The organism is Streptomyces colwelliae (assembly GCF_048158785.1).
Lineage (GTDB): Bacteria > Actinomycetota > Actinomycetes > Streptomycetales > Streptomycetaceae > Streptomyces.
Genome location: NZ_JBLTJC010001009.1, coordinates 1 through 415, shown reverse-complemented (window position 1 = coordinate 415; position 415 = coordinate 1). Strand labels below are relative to the sequence as shown.

Annotated in this window: 1 protein-coding gene; it reads right to left on the bottom strand. The window is 57.3% G+C overall.

The window, feature by feature from the left end:
- Positions 1-111: 111 nt before the first annotated feature.
- Positions 112-415, bottom strand: a 304-nt coding sequence (locus tag ACNFOC_RS55590; protein WP_416966471.1) for a Wzt carbohydrate-binding domain-containing protein, incomplete at its 5' end; no start/stop codon positions are given.

The following is a 415-nucleotide window of genomic DNA, read 5'->3' as shown; positions in this document are numbered from 1 at the left end:
ATGTGGGCTTTGCGAATGGCCGGCCCCTGCCGCATAACCTCTGACGAGAATTGTGGCCATTCGGGAATACTACGGGTATCGTTGCTCATTGCGGTCTTTCGAGAACCACCATCACAGGATATCGAACTTTGGAGACAGGTCGAACAGACCGTTGAAGTCGATGCGCTTGGCGACCGGAGCTATGGTTATCATTGCGACGGAACGACGGACATCCACGGCGCTCCCCCCGGGAGTTCCATCGATTTCCGCCACGCCGACGTCGAGAAAATAGTCGCCCGGCCGCAGCGGAGCGGAGAAGGAAAACCGGATTGTCTGTAGTATCCCGGGCTTGCTGGCAGGCACGGCGATACGCTGCATGTAGGTATTGCTGCCATAGACCTCGATGCCCGCAATTGTCTTCAGCCCGAAGCCATAC